The organism is Psychrobacter sp. ANT_H56B (assembly GCF_008369245.1).
GTDB lineage: Bacteria > Pseudomonadota > Gammaproteobacteria > Pseudomonadales > Moraxellaceae > Psychrobacter > Psychrobacter cryohalolentis.
On the sequence record NZ_VOBF01000013.1, the window covers coordinates 1 to 21,587 of the forward strand.

The 21,587-nt window shown below is 40.3% G+C and carries 17 protein-coding genes and 1 pseudogene; 11 read left to right on the forward strand and 7 right to left on the reverse strand.

Annotated features, from left to right (window positions below; translation table 11 throughout):
- From FQ082_RS12170 to FQ082_RS12190, 5 genes and pseudogenes are all read left to right on the forward strand, one after another.
- Window positions 1–107: pseudogene (locus tag FQ082_RS12170) on the forward strand (IS1595 family transposase); the annotation flags it as partial.
- Between the two features lie 194 nt (window positions 108–301).
- On the forward strand, window positions 302–1,231 hold the full coding sequence (locus tag FQ082_RS12175) for a branched-chain amino acid transaminase (protein WP_149493291.1): 930 nt from the start codon (window positions 302–304) through the stop codon (window positions 1,229–1,231).
- Between the two features lie 213 nt (window positions 1,232–1,444).
- Window positions 1,445–2,533 carry a glycosyltransferase family 4 protein gene (locus FQ082_RS12180; protein ID WP_188018956.1) on the forward strand — a complete coding sequence of 363 codons (1,089 nt, stop codon included), beginning with the start codon at window positions 1,445–1,447 and terminating at the stop codon, window positions 2,531–2,533.
- A 30-nt stretch (window positions 2,534–2,563) separates the two neighbouring features.
- Window positions 2,564–3,526: a glycosyltransferase family 2 protein gene (locus tag FQ082_RS12185; protein WP_149493295.1), complete on the forward strand. Its 963-nt coding sequence runs from the start codon at window positions 2,564–2,566 to the stop codon at window positions 3,524–3,526.
- A 3-nt stretch (window positions 3,527–3,529) separates the two neighbouring features.
- Window positions 3,530–4,507, forward strand: a complete 978-nt coding sequence (locus FQ082_RS12190) for a capsular polysaccharide synthesis protein (protein WP_149493296.1) — start codon at window positions 3,530–3,532, stop codon at window positions 4,505–4,507.
- A 1-nt stretch (window position 4,508) separates the two neighbouring features.
- Here FQ082_RS12190 and FQ082_RS12195 read toward each other — a convergent pair whose 3' ends face one another.
- The 4 genes from FQ082_RS12195 to aspS all read right to left on the reverse strand — a co-directional run bounded on the left by FQ082_RS12195 (window position 4,509) and on the right by aspS (window position 9,095).
- On the reverse strand, window positions 4,509–5,372 hold the full coding sequence (locus FQ082_RS12195; RefSeq protein ID WP_188018957.1) for a WlaTC/HtrL family glycosyltransferase: 864 nt from the start codon (window positions 5,370–5,372) through the stop codon (window positions 4,509–4,511).
- A complete protein-coding gene (locus tag FQ082_RS12200; RefSeq protein ID WP_149493300.1) occupies window positions 5,369–6,169 on the reverse strand; it encodes a glycosyltransferase in 801 nt (266 codons plus the stop codon). Before FQ082_RS12200 ends, FQ082_RS12195 begins: the two co-directional genes overlap by 4 nt.
- A gap of 105 nt (window positions 6,170–6,274) precedes the next feature.
- Window positions 6,275–7,201: a lysophospholipid acyltransferase family protein gene (locus FQ082_RS12205; protein WP_149493301.1), complete on the reverse strand. Its 927-nt coding sequence runs from the start codon at window positions 7,199–7,201 to the stop codon at window positions 6,275–6,277.
- 67 nt (window positions 7,202–7,268) lie between these two features.
- On the reverse strand, window positions 7,269–9,095 hold the full coding sequence (gene aspS / locus FQ082_RS12210; protein WP_149493303.1) for an aspartate--tRNA ligase: 1,827 nt from the start codon (window positions 9,093–9,095) through the stop codon (window positions 7,269–7,271).
- Between the two features lie 363 nt (window positions 9,096–9,458).
- Between aspS and sohB the strand changes: the two genes are divergently transcribed.
- The 5 genes from sohB (at window position 9,459) to FQ082_RS12235 (ending at window position 15,195) form a co-directional block, all read left to right on the forward strand.
- Window positions 9,459–10,439, forward strand: a complete 981-nt coding sequence (gene sohB, locus FQ082_RS12215) for a protease SohB (RefSeq protein ID WP_149493305.1) — start codon at window positions 9,459–9,461, stop codon at window positions 10,437–10,439.
- A 247-nt stretch (window positions 10,440–10,686) separates the two neighbouring features.
- The gene (locus FQ082_RS12220; protein WP_262498224.1) at window positions 10,687–11,937 is read left to right on the forward strand and encodes an acyl-CoA dehydrogenase family protein; all 1,251 of its coding nucleotides are present in this window, start codon (window positions 10,687–10,689) and stop codon (window positions 11,935–11,937) included.
- 145 nt (window positions 11,938–12,082) lie between these two features.
- Window positions 12,083–13,357, forward strand: coding sequence for a phosphotransferase family protein (locus tag FQ082_RS12225; protein WP_149493309.1), 1,275 nt, complete (start codon window positions 12,083–12,085; stop codon window positions 13,355–13,357).
- A 77-nt stretch (window positions 13,358–13,434) separates the two neighbouring features.
- Entirely contained in the window at window positions 13,435–14,187 is a 753-nt protein-coding gene (locus FQ082_RS12230) for a histidine phosphatase family protein (protein ID WP_149493311.1), read from the forward strand.
- A 138-nt stretch (window positions 14,188–14,325) separates the two neighbouring features.
- Window positions 14,326–15,195 carry an SDR family oxidoreductase gene (locus FQ082_RS12235; RefSeq protein ID WP_149493313.1) on the forward strand — a complete coding sequence of 290 codons (870 nt, stop codon included), beginning with the start codon at window positions 14,326–14,328 and terminating at the stop codon, window positions 15,193–15,195.
- A 101-nt stretch (window positions 15,196–15,296) separates the two neighbouring features.
- Here the strand turns inward: FQ082_RS12235 and FQ082_RS12240 are convergent, their stop codons facing one another.
- From FQ082_RS12240 to FQ082_RS12250, 3 genes are all read right to left on the reverse strand, one after another.
- Window positions 15,297–16,997 carry a long-chain-fatty-acid--CoA ligase gene (locus tag FQ082_RS12240; RefSeq protein WP_020443391.1) on the reverse strand — a complete coding sequence of 567 codons (1,701 nt, stop codon included), beginning with the start codon at window positions 16,995–16,997 and terminating at the stop codon, window positions 15,297–15,299.
- 563 nt (window positions 16,998–17,560) lie between these two features.
- Entirely contained in the window at window positions 17,561–19,258 is a 1,698-nt protein-coding gene (locus tag FQ082_RS12245) for an AMP-binding protein (RefSeq protein ID WP_149493315.1), read from the reverse strand.
- 600 nt (window positions 19,259–19,858) lie between these two features.
- Window positions 19,859–20,428: a thioesterase family protein gene (locus FQ082_RS12250; protein ID WP_020443393.1), complete on the reverse strand. Its 570-nt coding sequence runs from the start codon at window positions 20,426–20,428 to the stop codon at window positions 19,859–19,861.
- Window positions 20,429–20,745: 317 nt separating this feature from the next.
- Between FQ082_RS12250 and xthA the strand changes: the two genes are divergently transcribed.
- Complete coding sequence (gene xthA / locus FQ082_RS12255) at window positions 20,746–21,570, forward strand: exodeoxyribonuclease III (RefSeq protein ID WP_149493317.1); 825 nt, start codon at window positions 20,746–20,748, stop codon at window positions 21,568–21,570.
- The last annotated feature ends 17 nt before the right edge of the window (window positions 21,571–21,587 follow it).

Genomic DNA, 21,587 nt, shown 5'->3' on the forward strand with positions numbered 1-21,587 from the left:
TTGATAAAAAGAACTTCCCTCTATTTTTAAAAGAGTGTGAGTTTAGATTCAATTATGGCGCACCGTCTAATCAGCTTAAAACGTTGAGAAAATGGTGTGATATTTAATCCTTATCTACTACAGCCCCAAAATATTTCATTTGCTTGGCGTGCTGGTGATATAATCATTTGCGCATTAAATTTGCACATGATAGTGGTGCATTAAAACATACACTCAGTGTCATTATAAAATTTTAATTAAAACAGTTACTTAACACTCAACAAAAAAAGTTAGACGTTAGCGCTAGCATAAGGATTATTAGATGAATATGGCAACAAAGGAAGGCAAGCTTTGGATGAATGGCATGATGATTGAACAACCCGATGCCAAGGTTCATGTGCTTACGCACAGCATGCATTATGGTATCGCAGTCTTTGAAGGCGTCCGTGCCTATCAAACTGCTGATAACCGTACCGCGATTTTCCGCTTAAAAGAACATACTGAGCGTCTGCTAGGTTCGGCAAAGATTTTCCAAATGGATGTGCCTTTTGATGCAGCAACACTTGAGCAAGCACACAAAGATGTGGTCAAGCAGAACAATCTAGCAGAAGCTTATATCCGCCCACTAATTTGGTTCGGTGCCGAAAAACTGGGTCTATCATCACGTGATAATAGCGTCAATGCCATGGTAGCCGCTTGGCATTGGGGCGCGTACCTTGGTGAAGAAGGTATCAAAAACGGTATTCGTGTAAAAACGTCATCATATACCCATCATTTGCCAAACGTGACCATGTGTAAAGCAAAAGCTTCAAGCAACTATCCTGTATCTATCATGGCGAACCAAGAAGTGACCCGTAATGGCTATGACGAAGCCATCTTGATGGATCCACAAGGCTATGTCTGCCAAGGCGCTGGCGAGAACTTATTCTTAGTTAAAGATGGTGTGCTACATACTCCTGATTTAGCAGGCGGGGCACTTGACGGTATCACGCGTCGAACTATTGTCCAATTTGCTGAAGATTTGGGCATTAAAGTTGTTGAGCGTCGTATCACTCGTGATGAGTTCTACTTAGCGGATGAAATATTTATGACTGGTACCGCTGCTGAAGTAACGCCTATTCGTGAATACGATGATCGTACTATCGGTAATGGTGGTCGCGGTCCGTTGACTGAAAAGCTGCAAACCTTGTACTTTGATGTGGTACATGGTCGTAATGAGCAGTATATGGATTGGTTAAGCTTTATTGATTAATATATAGATATTAAAACGTATTTGAAAAAAAGCTAAAGCATTAAATGTTTTGGCTTTTTTTAAATAAATAGCATTAAGCGATATAGAGGCAAATACATATTAATTTGCACGTAGAAGGTTAGTATCGTATAGGTAATTCGGTTTATTCGATAGTGGCTGGTACATTACTTGCTAGCTGTTTAGGTGATTTTTGATAGATAAATGGAGAAGCTGTTGAGAGTTTTACATTTTGTCACAGGTGGTTTTTCAGGCGCAACCAAGGTCGCTATTGATTTGGTCGAGGCTCACAATCAAATTCAATCGACTGAAAACCTATTAGTACTGCGTCGAAAAAAAACGACCGTACCCGAAAAGCTCGCTGAACTTGAAGAAAAGAATGTTGATTATAGGGTTATTACTGGCGCTACCCATATTGCAACCGTACAAGAGCTAAAAAAATTATGTGAGAAATGGCAACCTGATATATTGGTTGCTCATGGCTTCCCCGAGCATTTATTAGGTCGAAGAGCAGGGCTGTTAGCTAAAGTACCTCACTTAGTACAAGTGGAACACAACTCTAAAGAGCGCTATACACCTTGGAAGCTATACCAAACGCGTAAACTAAGTAAATCAACTGCTAGAATTGTGGCTGTCTCTGAAGGTGTGGCGCAAGTTCTATCTCAGCAGGGGCTCAAAGCTCCCATTCAAGCCATCCCAAATGGTATTGATACTGCTCGATTTGGTGGTGCAGAGCTATTTCAGGTTACTGAAAGACCAAAAGACATTATTATGGTGGGAAGGTATGCTAAAAGTAAAGATCATGTTACCTTAATTAAAGCATTATATCAGTTAAAGAAAAGAGGCATAAATTCCACTCTTACCTTAGTTGGCAGTGGGGGCAAGCGTTACCAAAAAGAAATACATAATTTGGTTAAAGGTTATGATTTACAAAATCAAGTGACCTTTATCGAGTACAGTAATGAAGTTGAAAAGCTACTGCTGCAACATAAAATATTTGTTATGTCGAGCCGTTTTGAAGGGCTAAATCTAGCGGTGTTAGAAGCGATGGCAAGTGGATGTATCGTTGTGGGAAGTACTGCAATGGGAGTAAAGGAGTTGATTGATGACAAAAAAGATGGCTTCTTGTTCCCAGTCGGAGCAGCAGCAGAGCTGGCAGATATCATCGCGACTGTTCTATCTAACCCATCAAACTACCAAGCACTAGCAACGGCAGCTAGAGAGAAAGTTTTAGTTCATTATGATAAGAAACAGGTCACTCAAGCGTATTATCAATTATTTCAGGATCTGTTAACAAGCCATTAATTATTATAATGTTTCTAATGTGAGTGTTGTATGAATAAAGAAGATCTAACAATTGGTATTTTAATACCTGTTTATAATGTAGCGGATTATGTAGAAGAGTGTATAGAATCCTTACTCACTCAAATCGATACTAGAGCATCTATTTTAATAATGAACGATGCTTCGACAGACAAGAGTGCAGCTATTATCAAGCGTTTTGAAAACCATACTCAAGTGCAAATCTTCGATGCGCCTCATAATAGAGGTTTGTCAGCCACACGTAATGCGCTTTTTGATATGGCCCAAACAGAGTATATCTGGTTTATTGACTCTGATGATGTTATGTACGAAGGTGGTTATAAATCTGTCATGTCTCAAATAGAAAAATTGAACTCGGATGTGCTATGTGCTGATTATGTATCATTACGAGGGAAAAAAGAGGTAAAGAAAAAAGCTTTTATAGGCAAGGCTAATAAAAATTATATCAATAATAACAATAGCTTCTTAGATAATATTATTGAAAATAATAGTAATCATGTTTGGAATAAAGTTTTTAGAAGACAGGTAATACAAGACATAAGGTTTAAAGAAGGATTGAATTTTGAAGATATTTTGTATATGACTGATATCTCATTGAAAAGTTTCCAATATAGCTATTTAAAACAGCCTGTAATAAAGTATCGTGAGCGTGAAGGGTCTATTCTAAAAAATCTCGACAAAAAATACGTAGATGATTATTTGTATGCTTTCATTTATCGCGTTGAGAAATATCAGAGAATAGGGAAAAATGATGGTTATCATTATTTACTTTATAAGGTATATAAGCATTATATAGGGCTGTTAAATAAAATAGCTAAAAACCATCAGGAAGATTTGTTAAAAAACACTTATGATCAATACAACAAATACTTCTTAGAGCTCTATCTGGTTGCTAATAAAGAGCTGCCAATACATCAAAAAATAATCCTGAATATTAAACGTTCCAAATTAGACAAAATTTTGAAAGGTATATAGACTATGGAAGATATCTTTAACGTTATCAGTAATAAGCCTTTTAAAATATTTTACAATGGTCTTGTACCTAGAAGTATAAGGAAGCGCTGGAGTTATCAATATGATGATAAAATTAAGCAAGAAGAATTAGCCTCTTACTGGAGGATAGTTATTGATCAATACGCTGACAAAAAAATCCAAAAGTATGATATTCCACCAATCAAAAAAGAGCTAGTAGGCAAAAAAATTATTTGGCAATATTGGGGACAGGGATTAGAAAACTTACCGGAAATGGTGGAAATATGTTTTTCTTCAGTAGATAATCATGCCCATGATTATCAGGTTATCAGAATTACTGATGAAAACATAAATGAATATATAAAGCTTCCAGAGTTTGTTGATGACAAACGTAAAAATGGTATTTTTAGACCAGTATTCTTTTCTGATTTGCTTCGTGTTGCATTGTTATCAGTTTATGGGGGAGTTTGGCTAGATGCTTCAGTTTTACTAACAGATAGCATACTTAAGGAATATACTAAATATAATTTCTTTATGTACAGCCGTGATCCTAATTCTCCTAATAAAAGTTGGGGTGAAGATGATACGCATTTTTACTTTAATTGGCGTGATGAATTCAAAGTAAAGCATCTTAGTAGTATTATGTTTTCTAAGCCGAACTCATTGATTGCAAAAACCTTGACGGATTTACTGCTTTTTTATTGGGAAAATGAAAATAAAATCGAATATTACTTTTTCTTTCAGGTAATGATTAATGAGTTAAAGGAATCACAAACTATAGATTTCGACTTTCCTATTATTGATGATACTCATCCACATTTATTACAACTTAAGATGAAAAATTTTTTTAGTGAAGATGAATACAAAAGAATAATTTCACAAACTGGGATGCACAAACTGACTATTCATGAAGCCTTTCGCGAATATCGTTTTGCAAAGCAAACCTATTATGGTTATCTAAAGGATAAATACTTAAAAATATGAATTACACATGAAATTTTTGCATAGTTCCAAACCAGTTTTTCTTGCCGTTGTTATCTTTTCCAAGATAATTTAATTTAATCAAATCTGGTCTTAGGTAGTTACACATAAGATACACCCCCTGATCATCATCAACCATATTCTGTTGATATATTGCTCTTTGAGCATCTTTTACCACTGTCAAGAACTCATTCCATATTTGCTTATGGCCTACAATTACACCGCCAATAATAGTTGCTTTATTGTTTAAAATACAATTAATTATTTGGTGCTTTTTGTAAGGAAAATTTGGGTTATTAAAAACCGATAAAAGCTTAGATCTTTTCAAAGTAAATAGATGTATGTATTGGGCATCAAAATTATAATACCAATTATTTATATTGGCTAGAGTATCTGTATCTCTACAATAACCAAAATCTACCCATGCTACGAGATCATTTACAAGGTCAAATTCTTTTATAGCTGTATGGACGAAATAAGTTTTCAAATTATTGATGAGTACATATTTCTCAGACCAATATTCAGGGTTCTTTCGCTGAGCTTCCGGTATTTTTTCCATAAAATCTGCATTTTTCAACATATCCTTTATAGATGTCAATAAACCTTTAAATTTTGTATCCAAATCGACGATTACAACTTCTGTTTTCTTTCCTTTTCTTAGTTTTATGACGAAAGGAGCTATTTCCTCAGTTGTAAATACGACCATTTCATTATCAAGTTTAGCTAAGTTCTCAAAATATGATAGGTATGTTTGATTGTTTCTAAGCAAGTGAGAAGAGTGTCCTTTTTCAGTAGACCAATCGCCTCTGCCAATATCAAAAAAAGCAGTAACTATAGTGATTGAATTAACAGAATTATTAATACTCATACCCAATACTCCTTTAACCAAGGGCTCGGCTTCACATGACGATACCATTTACCGCCGCCGCCTCTAATGGCATCTGGTGGATTAATCTCGCCATGGAAAATAACAATTTTTGCGCCCTCAGGCAGTATTGGCGCACGTACCAAGTTAAATGGAATAGGGGCAATACACTGATACTTAAAACTGACACACCAGTCTTTATCCCAGTACTCTAAATGATGATGCTCACGTAAATAATTGGACAGATATGCTTGCTCATGACGAACTTGAGTGCGAATAGTTTCAAAATTACGTTCAAAATTTGCGAGCAAATCAGGATAAGTATCCATACCGATATTGAAGCGGTATACCGAGCTATTGCCAATCATACGCCACGGTTTTTTCCAGTCACGAATGATAACCACACTATCTTCATGCTCAGCTTCATAAGTGAAAAAGCCGTCGATATTATCAACGATAACGATATCGATATCTAAAAATAATGCAACGCCTTTTAAATCGTAAAGCTCGGGCTTAAAAGTCGTGAGCTTTTTCCAGCCACGCTCAGGTCCTGCAGGTAGATTGAGCTCAGGGATGGGGTGGCAGATAACAGCAGGATCGATACCAGTACTGTCATCGGTTAAGCAAACCATCTGAAAATCTAAAGTTAGGTTACGATGCACCATGTTATAAAGACGGTTAACATATTCAGCACCATATTTATCACCCCATTTCATACAAATGATATAACGCTGATCAGAGTTTTTACTGTCTGTTGGCGTTTGATTGGTTGGGAAATTTTGATTCATGTCAGTTGCCATAGTGCACTCATATTTATATAAATAAGGGGCTAACTTTTAAAGAATTGATAAAGATTAATAGAATTGAGAGTCTATCAGTAGCGTACGGATTTCACTGTATCGATTTTATTTATTATCTACACTAGGATGATGTGTGCGAATGAATGCTGCTAGATTGGCTTCATCAGTGTTATAAGGGTTGTCTATCATAGGGATATGCTTAAAGCGTCGATAACCCCACATATAATGACTGTAATTGTCTTCAATCATACGTTGCATTGCTAGATTGAGTGCATAAGCTGCCGTTTCAGTATTGCGATCATATAAGGCAGGGTCATCGAGTTTATAGCAATAAATATCAAAGCCATGCCCATCGTCGCGGCGAATACATGCCAATCCGACCAGTGCGCATTTGGTTTTACTAGCAAGTTTGGAGGCGAGGGTACTGGTCAACGTTTCAATGCCAAAAAAAGGCACGATGACACCGCCTGAGGGGTCAGGAACGTGGTCAGGTAAGACAATACTAAAACCACCTTGTTTGAGTGTTTTAAATACTGCTTTTACACCGCTACCATCCGTCGGTACTAATGTCGCATTGAGGCGGGCACGACCTTGCAATATAAAATTGTTGGTAACGTCACCTTTTACGGGCTTATACATGATGGTTGGCGAGCCAAATTGATTGAGCCAAGCATTCATCATCTCCCACGTACCCAAATGCGGTACGATCGCGAGCATGCCGTTAGGATTAGCAAGTCCATCAAGTAAAATGTCTTTATTATGAACGTCACGAATTTGAGCGATACTCCAATCAGGTGGCATCGCCCAGCTTTTGATTGACTCAATGCTGGTTAAACATTGATGGTAGATAATATCTTTGGTTAATGCTTGTTTTTGCAGGTGAGATAACGTAGGGGCAATCAGTGCCATATTGATTTTAACCGTGCGCATGATACTAGCGCTTGGCATCCTTAAGATTATCCACGCAACAAAACGTGCCAGCATCTGCAAGACAGACAGTGGCACGATTTTGAAAATATGATACGGATTCATGACCATTCACACAGTAATGAATCACGTAACAGGCACTGTAAAAAATAGCTTCGCATGATCAGATTATTTATTCAGCAGACTTACTGGTGTCAGCTTGTACTTTTTCACGGACACGGATACCAAGCTCACGTAGCTGCTTGGTATTTACCTCAGCCGGTGCTTGTGTCAATGGACATTCAGCAGTTTTGGTTTTTGGGAAGGCAATCACGTCACGGATAGAGCTTGCGCCTACCATAAGCATGATTAAGCGATCCAAACCAAATGCCAAGCCACCATGTGGCGGCGCACCAAATTTTAACGCATCAAGCAAGAAGCCAAATTTGTCTTCTGCTTCCTGATCATCAATACCCAATGCTTCAAATACGGCTGTTTGCATCTCAAGTGTATTGATACGTAAACTACCACCACCCACTTCAGTGCCGTTTAATACCATGTCATAAGCGATAGAAAGGGCAGATTCAGGATTGGTTTTTAATTCTTCAACCGAACCTTTTGGCTTAGTAAATGGATGATGCATTGAGGTCCAGCGACCATCTTCAGTTTCTTCAAACATCGGAAAGTCAGTTACCCAAAGTGGCGCCCACTCACAAGTGGTCATTTCTAAATCTAAACCAATCTTTTGACGTAGGGCGCCGATGGCATCATTGACTACACTGGCTTTATCCGCACCAAAGAAGATAATATCGTTGCTTTCTGCACCAGTACGCTCAATCAGGCTGACCAAAACATCATCAGTCATATTTTTAATGATAGGAGACTGTAGACCAGATTCTTTATCCACGCCGTTATTGATGTTGCTGGCATCGTTGACTTTAATGTAAGCCAAGCCACGTGCGCCATAGATACTAACGAATTTGGTATACGCATCGATTTGCTTACGGCTTAATGAAGCACCGCCTGGTATACGTAGGGCAGCAACACGACCTTTAGGATCGTTAGCAGGACCGGCAAACACTTTAAAATCAACGTCTCTCATTAAGTCTGCAACGTCAATCAATTTAAGTGGAATACGTAGGTCAGGCTTGTCTGAAGCATAATCACGCATGGCTTCAGCATAAGTCATACGTGGGAACTGTTCAAATTCAACGTCCATCATTGTCTTAAAGACATGCTTAATCAGACCTTCGTTAATATTCATGATTTCTTCTTCATTTAAGAAAGAAGTCTCAATATCGACTTGGGTAAATTCAGGCTGACGATCCGCACGTAAATCTTCATCACGGAAGCACTTAGCGATTTGATAATAGCGGTCAAAACCTGCGACCATCAATAACTGTTTAAACAGCTGTGGCGACTGCGGTAAGGCAAAGAAGTTACCCGGACGCGTACGTGAAGGCACAAGATAATCACGAGCACCTTCTGGCGTTGCACGAGTCAAGATAGGGGTTTCTACATCTAAAAAGCCATGGTCATCTAAATAACGACGAATCGCTGAGGTGGCTTTCGCACGGAATACCATACGATCTTGCATTTGTGGACGGCGCATATCAAGATAGCGATATTTGAGACGTAGATCTTCTGATACCGTACTTTTCTCATCATTCAATGGGAATGGCGGGGTTTCAGATTTTGCCAGCACTTCAATTTCTTTGGCCAACAGCTCGATATGACCACTGGTCATATTTGCGTTTTCAGTGCCCGCGTAGCGTTGACGGACACGACCTGTAATTTTTATTACATATTCAGGACGTACCGCATCAGCAATAGCGAACGCTTCTGGGGTATCAGGATCGACAACGACCTGCAAGATACCAGCGCGGTCACGCATGTCTAAGAAAATCACGCCACCGTGATCGCGACGACGATGTACCCAGCCTACGACACTAATGGTTTGCTCAATTAAGCTTTCGGTTACGGCTCCGCAATATTCGTCTCGGTATTCGCTATGCGTCATAATATAATTATCCAGTTGTCAGCCCAATTCGAAATACAATAATGCAGCCATCGTTACGCTTCTTTTAGATAATAACTAGTTTAGTTAAAAGAAGCGCAAACAACGCGATTAAGACAAATAGTCATCACGTTGGCTACAGAAAATTTGGTGTAAACGTATATTATGCCTAATCTGCCTTTGTTATACAACCGAATCAGCCCAATCAAAGCTCAGTAAAGATGGCTATAAGCCGTATTTGTGCCGTAACAATTGCATTAGGTTAAATATTGTTCCTCTGCTTGAAAAGATAAGCGCGCGTGCGCATATCAGCCTAACTTATAAAATTACACTAAGACCGTCTTAATCATTTAAGGAATCGTACTCATGCTTTTTAATCCCTCTAAAAACCCTGTTGAGCTAAGAGTTATCCATCTGAATAAAAACCAAGAGCAACGCCGTGAAGACCTGATGGAGGCGACTCAAGGTAAAGCTGCCCTCAAACAATTCAAAAAAACACTGGCTAAAAAAGCAAAACAAGCCCTAAAAACGAAAACCAAAAATAAGAAAAAAAATAGCGATAGTAAGCAACAAGTTTTTGTACTCGACTTTGATGGTGATATCAAAGCCACTGCTGTTAAACACCTGCGTGAAGAGATTAGCACGCTAATAAGCACGGCGAATAAAGGCGATGAAGTGGTGGTGCGTTTAGAGTCTGGTGGGGGCGTAGTACACGGTTATGGTTTAGCCGCCGCACAATTGGCTCGTCTAAAAGATGCTGGTTTGAAACTCACCGTCTGTGTTGATAAGGTTGCAGCTAGTGGTGGCTATATGATGGCCTGCGTAGCGGATAATATTGTGGCGGCACCATTTGCCATTATTGGCTCTATCGGTGTGGTATCACAACTGCCCAATTTCCATAAATGGCTCAAAAACCATGATGTCGATTATGAGATGTTTACGGCTGGTGATTACAAACGTACCGTGACTGTATTTGGTGAAAATGACGACGAAGATCGTGCCAAATATCAAGAAGAGCTAGAGCAAACCCATGAGTTGTTCAAGCACTTTGTCAATCGTTACCGCGGTATGCTTGATGTAGATAAAGTCGCAACAGGCGAACATTGGTATGGTGAAGATGCCCTGCATTTGAACTTGGTAGATAAATTACAGACATCAGACAGCTATCTGTTAGAGCGTATGGAAAACAACGAAGTGTACGCGCTGCATTCACGTCAAAAGCCAACGCTAGCAGAAAAATTAGGGCTATCACAAGCTGCAGAAGCGACCATCAGTATGGCGGTGGATAAGCTGCCAGATGCACTAGCACGATTTGACCTTAATAGTCGTCTAAATATCCTTAAATAAGATTCAGAGGTAAGTGCCAAATGCATGGCTAACCTGTAGAGTTCTAACCTAAATCCATATATTGTTTGTATTTTGTAAAAGGCGTGTCCTAACGGGTCGCGCCTTTTTGCTGTTTAAAAATAATCGCTGTGTTATAAATGGTAAATACGATACAGAGTTTACGTACGTACACTATGAAGTTTTTTACAAAAATGTGATTGAGATAATTAATAAGGATAGGGAAATCATTATGTCTAGCAATGCCTTGATGTTTACAGCAACCGAACATGGTCAAGCCATGCATGCCCAAGTACAAGCATTTATCGAAACCCATATTGAGCCCATTGAAGCGCAGTTTTGGGCAGATTGTCATCAGCAAAATCCTGATGGTAATTGGAAAAATTGGCAGTGGCCAGAAAAGTATGAGAGCTTACGTAAGCAAGCACGTGAAGCTGGCCTGTGGAATTTATTTTTGCCGGATGACATCCTAGGTGCTGGCCTTTCGGTTACCGATTATGCACCGATTGCCGAGCTAACAGGACGCAGTTTACTTGCACCTTATGTATTTAACTGTAATGCTCCTGATAGTGGCAATATGGAGCTGTTGTGGCGCTATGGCACACAAGAGCAGCAAGACAAATGGCTAACGCCAATCTTAGAAGGTAAAACCCGTTCGGTGTTTTGTATGACTGAGCCTGAGGTGGCTTCTAGTGATGCGACCAACATGCAGGCGACTGCGGTTGTCGATGGCGATGAGATTATTATCAATGGTAGTAAATGGTGGTCGTCCGGTCTTGGCGACCCAGCAGTTGATATTTTGATTGTGATGGCATACACCCCTGATGAAACTAAAGACCGTCATCATCAGCATTCGATGGTATTGGTTCCAGCAAAAACTGCAGGCGTTAATATCGAGCGCATGCTCAAAGTATTTGGCGATTATGATGCGCCGCACGGGCATGGTGAGGTCAGCTTTAATGATGTACGTGTACCCGTTAGCCACTTTATCGGTGGCCCAGGTATGGGCTTTGAGATTGCGCAAGGTCGCCTAGGGCCAGGTCGCATTCATCATTGCATGCGTTGTATTGGTGCCGCTGAAAAGTCGCTAGAACTGGCCGTAAAACGCGGTATGGAGCGTACGGCTTTTGGTAAGCCATTACTACAACTAGGTGGTAACTTTGAGCGTATTGCTGAAGCACGTATTAAGATTGATCAAGCCCGTTTGCTGACTCTATACGCAGCGCAGAAAATGGATGCGCAAGGCACCAAAGCAGCACTCACAGAAATCTCTGCCATTAAAGTCGTCGCACCGACAGTCTTGCAAGAAGTGGTTGATATGGCGATTCAAATCCATGGTGGTATGGGCGTTTGCCAAGATACGATGCTGCCGAGTTTCTTTGCTCAAGCACGAGCGCTGCGCTTAGCCGATGGTCCTGATGAAGTGCATAAAACCATGATTGCGAAACTTGAGCTAAAGCGTCAAGGTTTTAGCCGTCCGTCGAAGCCTGCTAAATCTTAAGGTAACTTAGATTTGTATCTATAACTAATACAAAACAAGCTCAATGGCGACCATAACTATAAATCCACTATCAATCATTTGATAGTGGATTCTTCACCCCTAAATAATCAATAAAAATAACTGACCACACGATAAGGACTGTCTTATGGCAACTGCTAATCAGAGCAATACTACGGATAAAGAAGTAGCTAATAAAATCTTAGATAAAGGTGGCGAGGTTCGTGAGGGCGAAGAGCTTGATGCTAAAGCGATCAGCTCATGGCTACGCGCCCAAGGAATCGATGTAGCAGGCGAGCCAACGGTTACCCAATTCTCAGGCGGAGCATCAAACTGGACTTATCGCCTACAATATGAAGGCGAAGGTAACGCTGAAAGTAAAAGCCAAGATTTAATCTTACGCCGTCCGCCAAAAGGCACTAAAGCCAGATCAGCACATGATATGGTGCGCGAATACACTGTCCAAAAATCCTTAAAGGATGCTTATCCTTATGTACCTAAAATGGTCGCGCTATGTACCGATGAGTCCGTCATCGGTGCCGATTTCTATGTCATGGAGCGTATGGAAGGTATCATTCCTCGTGCCAATTTGCCAAAAGGGATTGATTTAAACGGAGAGCAAACGCGTGCATTATGTACCAATGTTATCGATGCTTTAGTTGAGCTGCACCAAGTAGATTATAAAGCGCATCCTGATTTAGTAGATCTTGGGCGCGGTGAAGGTTATTGCGAGCGCCAAGTAACAGGTTGGGATAAGCGTTATGTCAAAGCTAAAACACCTAACGTCCCAAGTTTTGCCTTAGTACGTCAGTGGCTTGGTAAGCATACGCCTGCTGATAGTAAGACTTGCTTGATTCACAATGATTGGCGTTTTGACAACGTCATTTTAGATGCCGCAGATCCAACTAAGGTTATCGGCGTACTTGATTGGGAAATGGCGACCTTGGGTGATCCTTTGATGGATTTGGGTAGCGCCTTGGCTTATTGGATTGAAGAAGATGACAACATCATCATGCAGCAGTCACGCCGTCAGCCCACGCATTTAGAAGGCATGATGACCCGTGATGAAGTGGTGGATTACTATCTTAAACAATCAGGTTTAGAGATAGATAATTGGACTTTTTATGAAGTGTTTGGTTTATTCCGTCTAGCAGGTATTGTCCAGCAAATTTATTACCGCTACTATCATAAACAAACAACCAATCCGGCGTTTAAGAATTTTTGGCTTATCGTTCATGTATTGCATGCAAAATCTCTGAAGTTGATAGCACAGTATGAAGGTGAGGCGTTATTTAACACTCATGTGCAGCCGCATTTGCAAGATATGGGCGTCGATGCTGCCACTATTGAGCAATTACCAGCGCCTGTACAAAAAGTTATTAAAGGTATCTTACCAAAAGGCTATTTTGCTAAGTCGCCGTAATCAACAGTTGAGTAATTTTTTAGCAAGTAAAATTTTTGAAATCAGCATATTGAAACTATGATAAAAGGCAGTATTTTATGACAACCATTCTTCTGGCACGTCATGGCCAGGCATCCTTTGGACAAGAAAATTACGATCAGCTGTCAGAGCTAGGTGATATCCAAGCGCAAATGCTCGGCCAGCATTATGCAACGACCCAGCGCCGAATCGATGCTATTTTTACGGGGAGTTTGGTCAGGCAACAAGATTCTGCACATCATTTTTGGCAGCGTTATCAGTCATTTGCTGATACCGATAGCTCTAACAAGCCTGCAATCGATATGAGTGCGCCGGATAGCTATGTACTGCCACAATTTGATGAATTTAATCATAAAGATGTTTTTGTTAAATCAGATCCAGCATTCAGCACTCGAGCATCAATTGCAGCTGAGATTGCTAAAGCGGATGTACCGATGACACGTTTGGCTGAGTTATTCGATAACGCGATGCGGCGCTGGCATGGCGGTGATTATGATCAAGATTATATAGAAAGCTGGTCGCAGTTTAATGAGCGAGCTAAGCAAGCGCTTGAGCAAATACGTATACAGATGACAACGCTAAATTTAAATCGTGATAGTACGGTATTGGTATTTACTTCAGGCGGCATTATTGCGGCTATTACCGCGCAGTTATTACAACAAGGCAGTCAGACTGCGTATCAAATCAATAAAAGCTTGGTTAATACGGGCGTGACATCTATTACTTTAAAAGAGCAGAATTCACGTTTACTGTCATTAAATGAGTATAGTCATTTATTCGCTGATGGTAAGCGTTTTGTGACATGGCGATAATTCATGATTGGTTGCTAAAACCTTGTTATAGAAAGTTAGGAGTGGCAGGCTACTAGCGCAGATAACACCAAAGCCAGATAGACAGTTGGAAGGGTTTACGTTATCTTGAGGTTATCATTGATACATAAGAGAATGTCCATGCAAAATAAATTACTGAGCCTAGTGGCAAAAAAAGCCACCAAAAGTAAAAATCAATTATTTGGCGCGATCCAACCAGCACGTTATTTAAAAGGTTTAAATAAACAGCAGATTGGTCGTGGCAAAACGGTTTTAATCACGGGTGCCAGCTCAGGGTTGGGCGAGGGCATGGCGAGATTGTTTGCTAAGCTTGGATACAACCTTGCTATTTGTGCGCGTCGTACGGATCGTTTAGAGAGTCTACAAATAGAGCTGATGGCACAATATCCTGATATTCGTATCGAGTATCGAGTGCTAGACGTTAGTGATTATGATGCGATTTTTGAAGTGTTTGATGCCTTCACGGCTGACTTTGGTCATATTGATCGTGTCGTGGTCAATGCAGGTATTGGCGAGAGTCGCCGTATTGGTAAAGGACGCTTTGATACCAACCGCCGTACGGTTGAAGTTAACTTTATCTCAGCGCTCGCGCAGTGTGAAGCGGCGATGAGTATCTTTCGCGCACAAAATAGCGGCCATTTGGTCGTGATATCTAGTATGTCAGCGATGCGTGGATTACCTAAGCACTTGACTGCCTATGGTGCGAGTAAGGCAGGCTTGGCACATTTGGCAGAAGGTATCCGTGCTGATATGCTATTGACCAAACTGCCGATCAAAGTCTCTACTATTTATCCAGGCTATATCCGTACTGAAATCAATGAAAATGCCAAGCCATTACCGTTTGAAGTAGATGCAGATACGGGCACCAAATCCATCGTTGCAGCGATTGAAGCTGAGGTTGATGAAGCTTGTGTACCCAGTCTACCATGGTCTATCGTCGGTCAAGCAATGAAGCACTTGCCATTGCAGGTGGTCAATAAAGTCAGTTAGTACAAGCGACATTAATAATATCAAGACCAATAAAAGAATCCCTCTATATGCTGATATAGAGGGATTCTTTTATTGGTCTTAATGTGTACAAATTTTAGAAGTTATAACATTTGAGGGTTGTCTGCCATGTGTTTTTCACGCAGTTTTTGACGCAATATTTTACCCACATTACTCTTTGGCAACTCACTCACAAATTCGATATGACGCGGGCATTTGTAGCCAGTCAAATTGTCCAAGGCAAATTCTTTAATATCACTCTTGGTAACATTGTTATCAGCAGGAACGATATAAATTTTGACCGCTTCGCCTTGATGCTCATCAGAAATGCCAATCACTGCGCAATCAATAATACCTTTGCAATCTAGCATAACCGACTCAATCTCATTTGGAAAGACGTTAAATCCTGATACCAAAATCATGTCTTTTTTGCGATCAAGTAAAGTGATATAGCCTTTTTCGTCCATACTAATGATATCACCAGTACGGAAATAACCCTCTTTAGTAAAGTCATTGGTGTTGTCTTTATTAAAATAGCCTGAGGTGATATTTGGTCCCTTAATGCACATTTCACCAGACTGATTAAAACCTACGGTCTCGCCATTATCATCGACCACAATAACATCGACACTAGGTACAGGAATGCCAATAGTGCCATTGAACTTGCGATCAGTAATGACGTTAGCAGTACCTGCTGCAACCCCTTCAGTCATACCCCAACCCTCAACCATCGGGCAACCAGTGACTTCTAACCAGCGTGCTGCCGTTTGCTCAGTCGCTGCCATACCGCCTGCTTGTGAGATACGTAATGCGCTAAAATCTAGGTTCTTAAAGGTTGGTTGATCAAGTAGTCCTTTAAACAAAGTATTGACGGCAGGAAAAATATGGAAGGGCTGTTTTGATAAGGTTTTGACAAATCCAGGCATGTCTCGTGGATTAGGTATTAATATAAAAGTATAACCCGAACGCATACCTAGCAAGCTCAGCATAAAGGCAAATATATGATATAGCGGCAATGCCATGACCATATTGATGTACACCTCATTAATTTCAGAGGTAACGGGGCGATACCATGCTTCTGATTGCATGGCAGCAGCGACAACGTTACGCTGGGTTAAAATAGCACCCTTAGACAGCCCTGTTGTACCACCGGTATATTGTAAAATAGCTTTTTGTTGCAGTGAGGTTTTTGGTGTTTGAAAAGGCAGATTTTTGCCTTTTTTAAGCACATCAGGGAATTTGGTAACATTATACTTAGGGTCATTCAGGTTGTACTTAGGCACTAAGCGTTTGACCTGACGAATAACGGTATTGACCAAAATACCCTTTAGTCCCATCATGTCGCCCATTTTCGATAGGACAATACGTTTGATGTTCGTCTCTTCAATGACTTGCTCAAGTGCTTGAGCAAAGTTATCGACGACAAAAATAACCTGAGCGCCTGAATCATTGAGTTGATGACGTAGCTCACGACCAGTGTACAGTGGGTTGATAGGGGTGCAAACATAGCCGGCGCGCAATATACCAATCATGGTTGGCAAGTATTGCGGCACGTTTGGCATCATGACTGCCACTACGCTACCTTTGGGGATATCTTGTGCTTGCAACCAAGCAGCGACAGCAAGAGACGCTTTGTCCACGTCTCCATAGGTATGAGAGACGCCCATACAGATGGTCATAGGATGCATACGGAAGCGGTCAAAACACTCTTCATACAACTCGATGAGACTTTCATACTGATCAGGATTAATAGTCTTGGGTACGTTTGCTGGATATTGAGCAAGCCAAGGTTTATCTGTTGTCATACTAAGCGTCCTTAAATTTGCGATCAGTTAAGGCTCTATACAAAAGTAGTCACATCCATGTCAACAATACGAGTCATCGCCAGTTAGGCGGTGGATTGTCGAGTGCTATCCCATTTATTCACAAACTGCTAAAATACGGCGGCCTTTATACAAGGTGATTGAACTAAAAATTCATTTAACCGCACAGAAAACTCATCTGAATAGATTAAATGGCTGGTTTGTAATTATTTTTGAAAAATGTACTGCTGTTTAAGGTCAATTAATTGACCTCAGTTAAATATATTACTGACTCAATATTATAAACAATAGCGTAACATATTTTGGCAATACATTAACATAAGTGTAATTGAGTAAGTTATTGCTATAAAAGAACTTGAGAGTTTGTCGTTATACTTGATATATTGAAAAATATATGTTGCAACCAAGAATAGTGAAGCGATTGCAGAGACAAGATAGCATACTAAAAATGCTAATAAATTTTAAAATTGATCGATGATATGGTTAATAAAAAAGCGCCTTGCATCTAATGCAAGGCGCTCTTGACAATTAAAAGGCTGCTTTAATTATAGTTGAGGATTGTCTATCATATGCTTCTCGCGAAGTTTTTGACGTAATACTTTACCGACGTTACTTTTTGGTAGCTCAGTAACAAACTCGATATGACGTGGACATTTGTAACCAGTCATATTGTCTAAAGCAAACTCTTTAATAGAGTTTTTGGTGACATTATTATCAGCAGGGACAACATAGATTTTGACCGCTTCACCTTGATTCTCATCAGGGATACCGATGACAGCACAATCGATAATGCCGTCACAATCAAGCATGACCGACTCAATCTCATTTGGAAATACATTAAATCCTGACACCAAAATCATGTCTTTTTTACGGTCTAATAGTCTAAAGTAGCCTTTCTCGTCCATGCTGACGATATCACCAGTGCGGAAGTAGCCATCTTTGGTAAAGTCATCACTACTGTCTCTATTTAGATAACCTGAGGTAACGTTAGGTCCTTTGACACACATCTCGCCTGCTTGATTGGCACCGACAGGGTTGCCCTCGTCATCGATAATAATGACATCAACACTAGGGACAGGGACGCCAATCGTACCATTAAACTTGCGATCAGTGATGACGTTGGCAGTACCAACCGCAACCCCTTCCGTCATTCCCCAACCCTCAATCATAGCGCAGCCTGTCGTCTCAAGCCAGCGTCTTGCTGTTTGCTCAGTCGCTGCCATACCGCCTGCTTGTGAGATACGTAGTGAGCTAAAATCTAGGTTTTTAAAGTTCGGATTGTCGAGTAAGCCTTTAAACAAGGTATTGACCGCAGGGAAAATATGGAAGGGCTGTTTTGATAACGTCTTAACAAAGCCTGGTATATCACGCGGGTTAGGAACCAATATAAAGGTGTAACCTGCACGCATACCCAGTGAGCTCAGCATAAAGGCAAAAATATGATACAGCGGCAGTGCCATTACCATATTGATATATACCTCATTAATCTCTGAGGTAATAGGGCGAGTCCAAGCTTCTGACTGCATCGCGCCTGCGACAATATTACGCTGAGATAAAATAGCGCCTTTAGAAAGCCCTGTTGTACCACCTGTATATTGCAAAAAGGCAGTTTGACTCAAAGACAGTTTTGGCTTTTGGAACGGCAGGTTTTTGCCTTTCTTGAGCACATCAGGGAACTTAGTGACGTCGTATTTTGGGTCATTCAGATTATACTTGGGTACCAAGCGTTTGACCTGACGGATAATGGTGTTGACCAATATACCTTTTAGACCCATCATATCGCCCATTTTTGATAGGACAATGTGTTTGATATGGGTTTCTTCAATTACCTGCTCAAGTGCTTGAGCAAAGTTATCGACGACAAAAATAACCTGAGCGCCAGAGTCATTCAATTGATGGCGTAGCTCGCGACCAGTATACAGAGGATTTACGGGTGTACAGATATAACCGGCGCGCAAAATACCAATCATCGTTGGCAAGTATTGCGGCACGTTTGGCATCATAAGCGCGACTACGCTACCTTGAGGCAGACCTTTTGCCTGTAACCATGCAGCAACCGCGATAGAAGCTTTATCGACATCGTCGTAGGTATGAGTAACGCCCATACAGATGGTCATAGGATGCATGCGAAAGCGATCGAAGCACTCTTCATATAGCTCCATGATACTGCTATATTTGTCTGGATCAATCGTCTTTGGCACACCAATAGGGTAATTTGCAAGCCAAGGTTTATTTGGCGTCATAGTCAGCGTCCTTGAAATATGAGAGAGGTTAAATGTTGCTAGCTAAGCAGTCAGATCCTTGTCAATAAAAAAACAGCGCTGACATAAAAGCGATCGCTGAATTTGATAATATCCTTATCCATTGACAGACTGCTGGTGTTATTGGGTTATTTGGCATCAGTAAATGGTAAAAAATAAGTGTTTGATCAAAAAACTATTTGAGTAATCTTAAAAAATTAGCTGAATTAATTTTTTCTACCAACCATCTACCACAAAAAAATAATATATCAAATATATAATGATACATTTAAGCAATACGTTAGCATGAATCTAGGCTAAGGCACTATGATGATAAGAGTACTGCTCAGTACAGGAAATATCCTTATAAATGAATATATAGAAAGGTCTATACCCCGCTCAATGTAAAAATGATACAGCGAGACTGGAATGAATGTTTTGCAGTCCTTGTAGGCATAGCATGCTTCACAGGGGCTACGAAAAATCTATAGCAGTAGAGCTGTATCGGTTTTAAATCAAATCGATTCTATATATCATACAAAAAGAGAAGATGACTAATTATTGTCGTAGGAAAAACAGATTTTTCTAAAAAGACTTAAGAAGTTACTTATTATATTCTGAAATTGCTTGCTCAATAGCAACACGCAATTTTTTTGGCACACGAATAGGGCGCATTGGCGCGGTATTTGAGATGGTTTTATTTGACGCATCATTCTCTATAGCATCCGGTGTGATTTGATTTTGTACACAGGCAACAACGATTTTAGTGCTGCTTAGCAAAACCGCTTTTACATTGTCAGCAGTGTTCTCTTGAGAGGGCTGACGATAAATGCTTTGATAAAATACAATGCTGGCAGGTTTTATCTCAACGTTATCAATGCGTACATTAATGACCTCATCTAATAAAATTGCGCGCTTATATTGCAAGTCCGCTTGAGTGACGACGAAATGCTGAATCTGACCGTCATTGGTCTCCAAGAAATAACCATTTAATCCCAATTGAGTAAACCAATCGCGGCGGCAGTTTTCAAAGAACACTAAGTGATTGGCATGATAGACTATACCGCCAGCATCAGTATGATTGATGTAGACATTATAGTTGGTCGCAAATAACGGCGTAATTATGTGAGGTTTTGATACGGCAGTTGGGTTCTTATCAGTTGTTTTTGTCATAATAATGCTCAATAGATTTTTAATAATAGGGTGTTATAAGTTGTTTAAATGCCGCTGCTTGATAAGCATGAGTTAATAAAAAGTAGGAAAGTCAATAAGAATGGATTGATAGCATGTTTTGATAAAATGACACGGCAAACAGCCAAGTAATTAGACCAAACAAACACTCTAACTCAAGATATAAAAGGGTGCAACAGCTAGCGCTGTCTATGTCTGCTATCATAGCCGTATTTGTTTTATTTTAGATTTATTTATAAGTGCATTTTAAAACTGCATTTACTTATCAAAGCAGTTATTTATATAGGATAGGATAATTTATGACCCGTTTTGTTTGTTTTAATATCAATGGTATCCGAGCTCGTCAACATCAGCTGGAGGCGGTGCGAGATATTATCGATCCTGATGTCATGGGTCTGCAAGAAACCAAGGTGCATGATGAGCAGTTTCCCCTTGAAAATATAGAAGGCTTGGGCTATCACGTCGAGTATTTTGGACAGAAAGCGCATTACGGTGTGGCATTATTATCGAAAGTTGCGCCTATCTTTGTGCAAAAAGGCTTTCCTGATGAAGACGCTGAGGCACAAAAACGCTTTATTCACGCCCGTTATGAGTTTGATGGGCGTGAGATTGATGTGCTTAATGGCTATTTTCCACAAGGAGAGAGCCAAGATCATCCGACCAAATTCCCGATGAAACGTGCTTATTATGCTGATTTAATGGCATATATTGATACGCTAAAAGCAGAAGGGCGCTCGCTGGTGATTATGGGTGATATGAATATTGCCCCAGAAGATATCGATATTGGAATCGGTGAAGTAAATGCTAAGCGTTGGTTAAAAAATAGAAAAACATCCTTCCTGCCAGAGGAGCGTGAGTGGTATAGCAATCTTATGTCACGTGAGCTGACCGATACCTATCGCTTGCATTATCCAGAAAGTACAGAATTATACAGCTGGTTTGATTATCGTAGTCGTGGTTTTGACGATGATCCTAAGCGCGGATTGCGCATCGATCATATTTTATGTACGCATGATCTTGTTGAATGCTGTGTTGATGCTGGCATCAGTTACGAGCTGCGTGCTATGGAAAAACCTTCTGACCATGCGCCCATTTGGACAGCATTTGATTTAAATAAAGTATAATATTTTCAGCATTATGT

Excerpts from the sequence above, each read along its gene's own strand:
- FQ082_RS12175 (WP_149493291.1), top strand. The coding sequence starts at position 302 with ATGAATATGGCAACAAAGGAAGGCAAGCTTTGGATGAATGGCATGATG.
- FQ082_RS12185 (WP_149493295.1), top strand. The coding sequence starts at position 2,564 with ATGAATAAAGAAGATCTAACAATTGGTATTTTAATACCTGTTTATAAT.
- FQ082_RS12190 (WP_149493296.1), top strand. The coding sequence starts at position 3,530 with ATGGAAGATATCTTTAACGTTATCAGTAATAAGCCTTTTAAAATATTT.
- FQ082_RS12195 (WP_188018957.1), bottom strand. The coding sequence starts at position 5,372 with ATGAGTATTAATAATTCTGTTAATTCAATCACTATAGTTACTGCTTTT.
- FQ082_RS12200 (WP_149493300.1), bottom strand. The coding sequence starts at position 6,169 with ATGGCAACTGACATGAATCAAAATTTCCCAACCAATCAAACGCCAACA.
- FQ082_RS12205 (WP_149493301.1), bottom strand. The coding sequence starts at position 7,201 with ATGAATCCGTATCATATTTTCAAAATCGTGCCACTGTCTGTCTTGCAG.
- aspS (WP_149493303.1), bottom strand. The coding sequence starts at position 9,095 with ATGACGCATAGCGAATACCGAGACGAATATTGCGGAGCCGTAACCGAA.
- sohB (WP_149493305.1), top strand. The coding sequence starts at position 9,459 with ATGCTTTTTAATCCCTCTAAAAACCCTGTTGAGCTAAGAGTTATCCAT.
- FQ082_RS12220 (WP_262498224.1), top strand. The coding sequence starts at position 10,687 with ATGTTTACAGCAACCGAACATGGTCAAGCCATGCATGCCCAAGTACAA.
- FQ082_RS12225 (WP_149493309.1), top strand. The coding sequence starts at position 12,083 with ATGGCAACTGCTAATCAGAGCAATACTACGGATAAAGAAGTAGCTAAT.
- FQ082_RS12230 (WP_149493311.1), top strand. The coding sequence starts at position 13,435 with ATGACAACCATTCTTCTGGCACGTCATGGCCAGGCATCCTTTGGACAA.
- FQ082_RS12235 (WP_149493313.1), top strand. The coding sequence starts at position 14,326 with ATGCAAAATAAATTACTGAGCCTAGTGGCAAAAAAAGCCACCAAAAGT.
- FQ082_RS12240 (WP_020443391.1), bottom strand. The coding sequence starts at position 16,997 with ATGACAACAGATAAACCTTGGCTTGCTCAATATCCAGCAAACGTACCC.
- FQ082_RS12245 (WP_149493315.1), bottom strand. The coding sequence starts at position 19,258 with ATGACGCCAAATAAACCTTGGCTTGCAAATTACCCTATTGGTGTGCCA.
- FQ082_RS12250 (WP_020443393.1), bottom strand. The coding sequence starts at position 20,428 with ATGACAAAAACAACTGATAAGAACCCAACTGCCGTATCAAAACCTCAC.
- xthA (WP_149493317.1), top strand. The coding sequence starts at position 20,746 with ATGACCCGTTTTGTTTGTTTTAATATCAATGGTATCCGAGCTCGTCAA.